This is a genomic window from Streptomyces sp. NPDC054932 (genome assembly GCF_053610205.1).
On record NZ_JBSGXU010000111.1, the window covers coordinates 1 to 9372 of the forward strand.

Sequence of the window (9372 nt, forward strand, 5' to 3'; positions counted from 1 at the left end):
GCGCAACCCAGGCCGAACGGCACAACCACGGCCGCAGGCGCGAGCCGAGGAGACCCTCGTGCGGGGCACCGCCCCACCCCCGCACACCGCCAAGCACCCCGCAGGGGATCCGCGCGAGCCGAGGAGACCCTCGTGCGGGGCACCGCCCCACCCCCGCACACCGCCAAGCACCCCGAAGGGCTACAGCTCCTTGCGGAGGGACGGGCCGCCCAAGGGGCGTTTGGGGTTCTTGATCTTGATCTCCACGCCGCCCCAGAAGGCGAAGCCCGTCACGACCACCCGCGGCGCCCCCGGCCGGGCCGGGCCCGGGCTGTCGCGCTGGTCGAACGCGCCCATGAAGCCGATGCCCCGGACGTCGAGCTCCACCCCCGGCGGCACCGTGATCTCGATGCCGCCCATGATCGCGACGCAGTTGATCACCACCTCGCGCTGTGCGAAGTCCGCCTCGCGCAGGTCCAGCTCCCCGCCGCCCCAGAACGCCACCGCGTCGAGCCGCGCCGGCACCGTCCACCGGCCCTTGCGCTGGAAGGCCGACATGACCGCCACGGCCGTCGTCGAGGTGCCCGCTCCGCCGATCCGGCCCGACCAGGGCTCGCCCGCCGGCCCCGGCCCCGCGAGCGGCGCCGGCAGGTCCGCCGGTCCGCCCGCCGGCGCCGGCAGGTCCCGCGTCAGCGGTTCCAGTTCCGCGTACGTCCGGGACTTGTACGCCGCCTCCAGCCGTTCCTCGAATTCCTCCATGTCGAGCCGGCCCTCGGCGACGGCGTCCCGCAGACGCTCCACCACCCGGTCCCGGTCGGCATCGGACGCCCTCAGCTCCGGCAACGGCTTCTCCGGCCGATCGTCACTCATGCGCACCAGACTATGCAGGGTTTCCCCGGAGTTGTACGGCTCCGGCCCCTGAGATCGACCCCGGCTTTCCCCTGATCCGACCCCGCCCCGGCGACCGGCCCAGGCCGGGGATCAGCCCCGGCCCGCGTACATCCGCGCGATCACGTCCTCGATGTCCGGCTCCCGCACCGACAGGTCCACCAGCGGGTAGTCCGCCGCCACCGCCGCCACCAGCGGCGCCGCCGACGCCCCCGCCGGGAAGGCCAGCCACTGCCTCGGCCCCTCCACCTTCACCACCCGCGCCCCCGCCACGCTGATCGGCGGGAGCTCCCGCTCCAGGTCCACCACCAGCGTCCGCTCGCTCTCCGCCACCGACCCCGCCGCGTGCAGCCCGCCGAGCGGCCCGTCGTACATCAGCCGCCCGTGGTCGATCACCATCACCCGCTCGCACAGTTGCTCGATGTCCTGGAGGTCGTGCGTGGTCAGCAGCACGGTCGTACCGAGCTCGTCGTTCAGCTGCCGCAGGAAGCCCCGTACCTTCGCCTTGCTCACCACGTCGAGCCCGATCGTCGGCTCGTCCAGGTACAGCACCTCCGGATCGTGCAGCAGCGCCGCCGCGATGTCCCCGCGCATCCGCTGCCCGAGCGACAGCTGCCGTACCGGTACGTCCAGCAGCTCGGCCAGGTCGAGGCGGTCCACGCAGCGCTCCAGGTTCTCCTCGAACCGGGCCCGCGGCACCCGGTACAGCCGCCGCATGAGCCCGTACGAGTCCTTCAGCGGCAGGTCCCACCACAGCGTCGTGCGCTGCCCGAAGACCACTCCGATCCGGTGGGCGAGGCGCATCCGCTCCCGCGCCGGGTCGATGCCCGCGACCCGCAGCCGGCCGCCGCTCGGGGTCAGGATGCCGGTCAGCATCTTGATCGTGGTCGACTTCCCGGCGCCGTTGGGCCCGATGTATCCGACCATCTCGCCCCGGGCCACCTCGAAGCTGATCCCGTCCACCGCCCTGACCTGGCGTTTCTCCCGGCGCATCAGGCTCACCCGGCGCCGTACGTCGAAGACCTTCTCGACCCCGTCCAACGAGATCAGCACATCCACATCCGCCACAGCTCTAGCTCCCCGTGCTTCGGTACGAACGGACTCCCGCGCGCCACGCCAGCGACGCGGGCAGGAACACCACGAAGGCCACCAGTGGGCTCAGGTACGCGGCCCACCCGGGCAGCCCCAGCGGATCGGGCCGCCCCAACACGTGCAGTGCGGGGAGCCAGTTGACGAAGGCGAGCGGGACGATGAAGGTCACCCCGCGCACCAGGTCCTTCGCGAAGACCGTCGGCGGGTACTGCAGCATCGTGCAGCCGCCGTAGGTGAAGGAGTTCTGCACCTCCGCCGCGTCCCCGGACAGGAACTGGAAGGCCGCGCCGGTCACCATCACCGCCGCGAAGATCGCCGCCCCGGCGACGACCATCACGGGGACCAGCAGCACCTTCCCGGCCGTCCAGTCCACGTCCAGCGTCCAGAGCGCCCAGCCCATCACGCCCAGCCCCTGCCCGATCCGGCCCAGCCGGCGCAGCGCGAACCGGTCCGCCGCGACCTGCGCGAGCACCGGGACCGGACGCACCAGCATCGTGTCGAGCGAGCCGTCCCGGATCCGGGCGCCGATCCGGTCGGTGTTCCCCAGCAGCATGTCCGCCAGGCCCAGGGAGGCCGAGCAGGAGCCGTACAGCAGGGCGATCTCGGGCAGCGTGAAGCCGCCGAGGGCGTCCACGTGGGAGAACATGATGTAGATCGCGACGAAGTCCAGGAGGGTGATCGCCGCGTGCCCCACGGTCGTCAGGACGAAGGAGGTCCGGTACGTCATCGTGGACCGGATCCACATCGCCACGATCAGCCGGTAGCCGCGCAGCCCCTCGCGCACGCGACCGCGCCGCGGCGCCTCCACCGCCACCGTCCGCGTTGCCGCTGCCGTTGCCGTTGCCGCCACCGCGGACTCCCGCGACCGGACGCACGCCGGCGACGCCTCCGCCCCCGAGCCCGCTTCCACCTCCACCTCAGCCACCCTGGACCACCACCTTCCGCGTCGCGGCCGACTGCAACAGCCGTCCCGCTCCCAGCAGTACGAGCGCCCACCCGGCCTGGAACGCCAGCGCCTCGGCCGCGCCCCCGGCCCCCGCGTGCTTGCCCAGCAGGACGTCCATCGGGACCTGGAGCATCGCCGCCCACGGCAGGGCCCGGACGAACTCGCCGAAGCCGCCCGGGAAGACGGTCAGCGGCAGCAGCATCCCGGAGAAGAAGATCGAGCTGACGGTGGCCATGATGTTGATCCCCGCCCCGTCCATCAGCCAGAACGCCACCAGCCCCACCATGTAGCGCAGCGCGAAGCTCACCACCAGCGCCAGCAGGACGGACATCAGGAACAGCAGCCAGCGCAGCGGATCGACGGGCAGCGCCAGCGGGAAGGCGAGCGCCCCCGCCACCAGGGGGACCGCCCCGCGGCCCAGCAACTGGAAGCCGGCCCGGCCCAGATCGGCCGCGAGCCACCACATCTGGAGGTCCGCGGGCCGGTACAGGTCGACGGCGATGTCGCCCGTCCTGATCCGTTCCTGGAGCTCCTCCTGGAAGCCGCCGCCGATCAGGGCGCAGGCGGCCAGCAGAGCTTGGCTCATCCAGACGAAGGTGAGCGCCTGCGCCTGGTCGTAGCCGCCGAGTCCCGGTCGCTCGTCCCACAGCGCGATGTACGTGTAGGCGACGATGAATCCGAACACGGTATTGGTGAACACCCCGGCCGCGGTCGCCGTCCCGTAGGTGGCGTAACGCCTGAATCCGCCTGCCGCGACCGCCAGGTAGAGACGCACTCTCCGGCGCACCGTATCCCTCCGTTTCCCAGGTCGTTCCTACGTCGGCCAAAGCGCGCGAGCTTAGTGCGGAGGGGCGAGCCACGCGACCGATTTACGCCCGTCCGGAGCGGAATCGGTGGCCATCGGGTAGACACCATGAGGTACAGAAGTGGATATTTCGAACGGCGCCGAGGAGTCCTGGAGATGAGCGACCAGTCACCACCCCCCGGCTGGACCCCTCGTGACCCCGACACCCCGCCCCACGGGCAGGCGCGACAGCCCGGACCGGGCCCCCACCAGGGCGGACCGGGGAAGAAGACGCGGAAGAGAACCGGCTGGCGCCGCCTCCTCCCCACCTGGCGCATGGTCCTGGGCGGCGTCCTGCTGATCGCCCTGCTGATCGGCGGCGCCCTCGTGGCCGGCTACCTGTTGGTCGACATCCCGCCGGCCAACGCCGCCGCCACCGCACAGTCCAACGTCTACCTCTACTCCGACGGCTCCCAGATCGCCCGCGATGGCGAGGTAAACCGCGTCAACGTGCCGCTGTCGCAGATCCCCCGGACGGTGCAGGAGGCCGTACTGGCCGCCGAGGACCGGGACTTCCATTCCGAACGGGCGGTGGACCCCAAGGCGATGATCCGCGCCGCATGGAACACCGCGACCGGCAAGGGAACCCAGTCCGGTTCGACCATCACCCAGCAGTACGTCAAGAACTACTACTTGGGCCAGGAACAGACGATCAAACGCAAGGTCAAGGAATTCTTCATCGCGATCAAACTCGGTCGCGAAAAGTCGAAGAACTACATCCTTGAGGGCTATCTGAACACCAGCTACTTCGGCCGCAACGCCTACGGCATCCAGGCAGCCGCCCAGGCCTACTACGGCAAGGACGTCGGCAAACTCACCACCGCCGAAGGCGCCTACCTCGCCACCCTCCTCAACTCCCCCAGCGCCTTCGACGTCGTCTCCCACTCCCAGAGCCGCCCCCGCGCCCTCGCCCGCTGGAACTACGTACTCGACGGCATGGTCAAGAAGGGCTGGCTGACCCCCGCCGAACGAGCGACGACGCAGTTCCCCGAACCCGGCAAGGTACGCGCGGCCGCGGGCCTGTCCGGCCAGCGCGGCTACCTCGTGGAAGCGATCAAGGACTACATCGTCGAGAACAAGATCCTCGACGACAAGACCCTTGCCGAGGGCGGCTACCGGATCACCTCCACCATCGACAAACGCCGCCAGACCGCCTTCGTCGAGGCCGTCGACGACCAGATGGTCAGCAGGCTCGCACCCGAGACACGCAAGGCCGACCGGCTGGTCCGGGCCGGCGGGGTCTCCATCGACCCCGCCACCGGCAAGGTCGTCGCCCTGTACGGCGGCATCGACTACACCAAGCAGTACGTCAACAACGCGACCCGGCACGACTACCAGGTCGCCTCCACCTTCAAACCGTTCGTCTTCGCCTCCGCCGTCGAGAACGACTCCCGCACCCAGGACGGCCGCCGCATCACCCCGAACACGATCTACAACGGCGACAACAAACGCCCCGTCGTCGGCGGCCGGATCCGCTTCAACCCGGAGAACGAGGGCCAGGTCAGCTACGGCAACATCAGCGTCAACACCGCCACCGACCTCTCCGTCAACGCCGTCTACGCACAGATGGCGGTCGACGTGGGCACCGACAAGGTCAAGAAGACCGCCATCGACCTCGGCATCCCCGAGAACACCCCGAACTTCGTCGCGAGCCCGGCCATGGCACTCGGCACCCTCCAGGCCGGCGTCCTGGACATGGCCCAGGCCTACGCCACCCTCGCCGACCACGGCCGCCGCACCCCCTACACCTTCGTGGAGAAGATCACCAAGGGCGGCGACACGATCGGCCTGCCCCAGCGCACCCCCACCCAGGTCATCAGCCGCGAAGCCGCCGACACCACCACGGCCATGCTGGTCAGCGTCGTGGACAACGGCACCGGTACGGCCGCCCTCGCCGCCGGCCACCCTGCCGCGGGCAAGACCGGCACCGGCGAACTGGACCGCTCGGCCTGGTTCGCCGCCTACACCCCCGACCTGGTCACCGTGGTCTCGATGATGGGCCAGGACCCGGACACCGGAACCCTCCAGTCCCTCTACGGCGCCCTCGGCGAGGCCCGCATCGGCGGCGGCGGGTACCCGGCCCGCATCTGGGCCGCGTACACCAAGACCGCCCTGGAGGGCACCGACCCCGTCGACTTCGACCTGGAGGTCCAGGCCGGCGCCGCACAGCCGCCGCCGTCGACCGGCCCGGAATCCAACCCGCCGCAGGAGACCACCGGCGCCCCCTCCCCCAGCACCCCGCAACGCCCGACCCGGCCCACGCCGTCGAACCCGACGGGCGGCCGCAACCAGGGACAGAACAACGGCGGCCAGGACCAGGGCGGCCAGGACAACGGCGGCCGGACGAACTCGGGCCAGGACAACGGAGGCCAGGGCAACGGCGGTCAGGACAACGCAGGCACCACCCAGGGCGGCGACGAGGGCGGCACCACCCAGGGCACACAGGGCAGCAACCAGGGCAGCACGCAAGGAAGCGACGGAGGCCCGGCGGAGGGCCTGCGCCCGCCCTCGGCCTTCCTCGAATAGCCGGTCAGTGACCGGAGGTCGCCTTCAGTCCCACCACCGCGACCAGCAGCAGACAGATGAAGAAGATCCGGGCGGCGGTGACGGGCTCACCCAGCACCGCCATACCGACCACGGCCGCACCGGCGGCGCCGATGCCCACCCACACCCCGTACGCCGTACCGATGGGCAGGGTCTTCGCGGCGTAGGACAGCAACACCATGCTCGCGACGATGCCGGCGCCCGTGAACACACTGGGCCACAGCCGGGTGAAACCCTCGGTGAACTTCATGCCGATCGACCAGCCGACTTCGAGCAGACCGGCGACGAGAAGAAGAACCCATGCCATGACGGCACCTCCGAGACATCGAGCGATACGGGGTGCGTCGTCTTGTCGTACCCGGTACGGCGCGTCTCGTCGGGTTCTCCTCCACCGTAGCAAAAGGCAGCGAAAAGGGCCGGTGACCAGGGTCACCGGCCCGAACGCCTCACGAAGGACAGATCACAGATACAGCCCGGTGGAGTCCTCCGACCCCTCCAGCCGCTCCGCGGCCACGGCATGCAGATCCCGCTCGCGCATCAGCACGTACGTCGCGCCGCGCACCTCGACCTCGGCACGGTCCTCCGGGTCGTACAGCACCCGGTCACCGGGCTCGACCGTCCGGACGTTCTGCCCGACCGCGACCACCTCGGCCCAGGCCAGCCGCTTGCCGACCGCAGCCGTCGCGGGAATCAGGATGCCGCCGCCCGAGCGCCGCTCGCCCTCCGGCAGATCGGACTTCACGAGCACGCGGTCGTGCAGCATGCGAATGGGCAGCTTGTCGTGGGTGGTGTTCTCGCTCACGCCCCGAACCTACCTGTCCGCGCCCGCCCCGTACCGCTCAGGGTCATCCGCGCTTGCGGCGCGCCGACACCACGAGCAGCCCGACCACGCCCACCGCGACCAGCGCGACGGGCACGATCCGGTCGATGCGCGGAGTCCCGTCGTCGTGGCGCAGGCCGTCCTTCAGGTCCGTCACGATCCGGTTCACCGTGGCGAAGGCCCGTCCGGCGGTGTGGTCGACGGTCGAGGCGACCCGAGCCTTCGCGTCCCCGATGATCGTCTTCGGGTGCATGCGCACACCGATCTCGTCGAGCGTCTCGGCGAGCTGCTCACGGCGGCGGACGATGTCCGCCTCGATCTGTGCGGGGGTCCTGGCTTCCGGCACCGCGCTGCCTCCGTCGTCGTGGTCCTGTGGGGCGTAGTCCGCCATGAACAGTCTGTCAGCTTAGTCTCATGGCATACCGATCCCCTCCCGAGGAGAGTGTCACGATGAGCGAGCGACTCCAGCCGGGCGACACCGCCCCCGCCTTCACCCTGCCCGATGCGGACGGCAACGAGGTCTCGCTCGCCGACCACAAGGGCCGCAAGGTGATCGTCTACTTCTACCCGTCCGCGCTGACGCCGGGCTGCACGAAGCAGGCCTGCGACTTCACGGACAACCTCTCCTTCCTGACGGGACACGGCTACGACGTCATCGGCGTGTCGCCGGACAAGCCGGAGAAGCTGGCGAAGTTCCGCGAGAAGGAGGACCTGAAGGTCACCCTGGTCAGCGACCCGGAGAAGGAGACGCTGACGGCGTACGGCGCGTACGGCGAGAAGAAGCTGTACGGCAAGACGGTCACCGGCGTCATCCGCTCGACGGTGGTGGTCGACGAGGAGGGCAAGGTCGAGCACGCCTTCTACAACGTCAAGGCCACGGGCCACGTAGCCAAAATCATCAAGGACCTGGGCCTCTGACCCCGCCCCACGCTCCGGCCCGGCCCGCACCCTCCCGGTGCGGGCCGCTCCGCTTATCGGACGGAACTAGCCGTAACCGCCCCACCGCCGACCCGTTAATCCGTACGAGGGCCGCACACGCGGCCGGACGGAACACGGAGGGGGCGGGCCATGGAAGACCCGAACGACCGCGACACCCTGGCCTCCGCGGTCGCCGCGTCGAGGGGCTGGGCCGACCTGATGCGGCGCCTCGGCTTCAAGGAGAGCGGGGGGCGACGCCGCATGCTGCAGGAGAAGGCCACCGCCTACGGGATCGACACGAGTCATTTCGCCAAGCGAAGCCCTTGGCGCAAGTACCCCGACGAGGCCATCGCCGCCGCAGCTGCGACGTCCACCACCCTGCGCGAAGTTGCGGTCAAGCTCGGCGCGCCGCCCGCCACCGGAACCCTGTCGCACATCGTCCGCCGCATGGCCGCCGCCGGCATGGACATCGGCCATTTCCGCGGCATGCAACGGAGCGGCATCGAACTTCCGTTCACCGCGGAGGAGCTTGCGGGAGCCGCAGCGTCCGCCGACAGCGTGCGCGGCACGGCTCGCGCCCTGGGCGTGCCGGACGACAGCCGCTCCCGCGCCGCCCTCGGAAGGATGCTGAAGTCGCACGGCATAGACACCGCCCATTTCCGGAACGCGCGAATCCTTGTCTCCGAGGACGCGCTGCGCGCGGCGGTTCCGGCAGCACTGAGCTACGCGGACCTCATGCGCGCCCTCGGCCTACACGTCAATGACGTGAACCACCGACGCGTTCGGCGGCTGGTCACCCGGCTCGGCCTCGACGTCAGCCACTTCAAGAGGCGCACCTGGGCAACCACTCAGGCGGTACGCCCGCGGAAGGACCCCGCCGACACCGTCCTGACCAGGCTTCCCGAGGGGGCGGTACGCGTTCACCGCCCCCGTCTGCATCGGGCACTGCAGGAGATCGGCGTTCCGTATGCCTGCGAAGAGTGCGGCAACACCGGGGAGTGGCGCGGACGGCCGATCACCCTCCAGATCGATCACGTCAACGGGGACTGGCGCGACAACCATCGCGAGAACCTCCGGTACCTGTGCCCCAACTGCCATTCACTGACCGACACGTGGTGCCGGAACCGCCGCACCAAGACCGCGGACCGCACCGTAGACTGAAGGCAGCCCGGATGGACTTGATGTCCGAATTGGGCAACATGTCGCGGTCGTGGCGAAATTGGCGATACGCGCTGGGTTTAGGTCCCAGTGGGGTGATACCCGTGGGGGTTCGAGTCCCCCCGACCGCACGCTGCCGAGAGGGCCCGTACGCATATGCGTACGGGCCCTCTCGGCAGCGTG

10 protein-coding genes, 1 tRNA gene and 1 riboswitch are annotated in these 9372 nt (G+C 70.2%); of the genes, 4 read left to right on the plus strand and 7 right to left on the minus strand.

Features of this window, described 5'->3' with window-relative positions; genetic code table 11:
- Positions 1-180: 180 nt before the first annotated feature.
- The 4 genes from ACWGE1_RS26045 to ACWGE1_RS26060 form a co-directional block, all read right to left on the minus strand.
- Positions 181-849: a DUF1707 SHOCT-like domain-containing protein gene (locus ACWGE1_RS26045; RefSeq protein WP_453422904.1), complete on the minus strand. Its 669-nt coding sequence runs from the start codon at positions 847-849 to the stop codon at positions 181-183.
- Positions 850-960: 111 nt separating this feature from the next.
- Positions 961-1935 (minus strand): ABC transporter ATP-binding protein, encoded by a 975-nt coding sequence (locus ACWGE1_RS26050; protein ID WP_453422905.1) that lies wholly within the window; start codon positions 1933-1935, stop codon positions 961-963.
- Between the two features lie 4 nt (positions 1936-1939).
- The gene (locus tag ACWGE1_RS26055) at positions 1940-2809 is read right to left on the minus strand and encodes an ABC transporter permease (protein WP_453422906.1); all 870 of its coding nucleotides are present in this window, start codon (positions 2807-2809) and stop codon (positions 1940-1942) included.
- Positions 2810-2876: 67 nt separating this feature from the next.
- Positions 2877-3680, minus strand: a complete 804-nt coding sequence (locus ACWGE1_RS26060) for an ABC transporter permease (RefSeq protein ID WP_453422907.1) — start codon at positions 3678-3680, stop codon at positions 2877-2879.
- 186 nt (positions 3681-3866) lie between these two features.
- On the opposite strand from ACWGE1_RS26060, the gene ACWGE1_RS26065 reads away from it, so the two are divergent.
- Positions 3867-6275, plus strand: coding sequence for a transglycosylase domain-containing protein (locus tag ACWGE1_RS26065; protein WP_453422908.1), 2409 nt, complete (start codon positions 3867-3869; stop codon positions 6273-6275).
- A gap of 4 nt (positions 6276-6279) precedes the next feature.
- On the opposite strand, the gene ACWGE1_RS26070 is transcribed toward ACWGE1_RS26065, so the two are convergent.
- The 3 genes from ACWGE1_RS26070 to ACWGE1_RS26080 all read right to left on the minus strand — a co-directional run bounded on the left by ACWGE1_RS26070 (position 6280) and on the right by ACWGE1_RS26080 (position 7459).
- Positions 6280-6600, minus strand: coding sequence for a DMT family transporter (locus tag ACWGE1_RS26070; protein WP_453422909.1), 321 nt, complete (start codon positions 6598-6600; stop codon positions 6280-6282).
- Between the two features lie 31 nt (positions 6601-6631).
- Positions 6632-6701: riboswitch (guanidine-III (ykkC-III) riboswitch) on the minus strand.
- Between the two features lie 52 nt (positions 6702-6753).
- Positions 6754-7095 carry a GroES family chaperonin gene (locus ACWGE1_RS26075; protein ID WP_030009035.1) on the minus strand — a complete coding sequence of 114 codons (342 nt, stop codon included), beginning with the start codon at positions 7093-7095 and terminating at the stop codon, positions 6754-6756.
- A gap of 43 nt (positions 7096-7138) precedes the next feature.
- On the minus strand, positions 7139-7459 hold the full coding sequence (locus ACWGE1_RS26080) for a DUF3618 domain-containing protein (protein WP_453422926.1): 321 nt from the start codon (positions 7457-7459) through the stop codon (positions 7139-7141).
- A gap of 104 nt (positions 7460-7563) precedes the next feature.
- Between ACWGE1_RS26080 and bcp the strand changes: the two genes are divergently transcribed.
- The 3 genes from bcp (at position 7564) to ACWGE1_RS26095 (ending at position 9320) form a co-directional block, all read left to right on the plus strand.
- The gene (gene bcp / locus ACWGE1_RS26085) at positions 7564-8031 is read left to right on the plus strand and encodes a thioredoxin-dependent thiol peroxidase (RefSeq protein ID WP_030009033.1); all 468 of its coding nucleotides are present in this window, start codon (positions 7564-7566) and stop codon (positions 8029-8031) included.
- Positions 8032-8292: 261 nt separating this feature from the next.
- Positions 8293-9192, plus strand: a complete 900-nt coding sequence (locus ACWGE1_RS26090) for an HNH endonuclease signature motif containing protein (RefSeq protein ID WP_453422910.1) — start codon at positions 8293-8295, stop codon at positions 9190-9192.
- 43 nt (positions 9193-9235) lie between these two features.
- Positions 9236-9320 (plus strand) — tRNA-Leu (locus tag ACWGE1_RS26095).
- Positions 9321-9372: the final 52 nt, after the last annotated feature.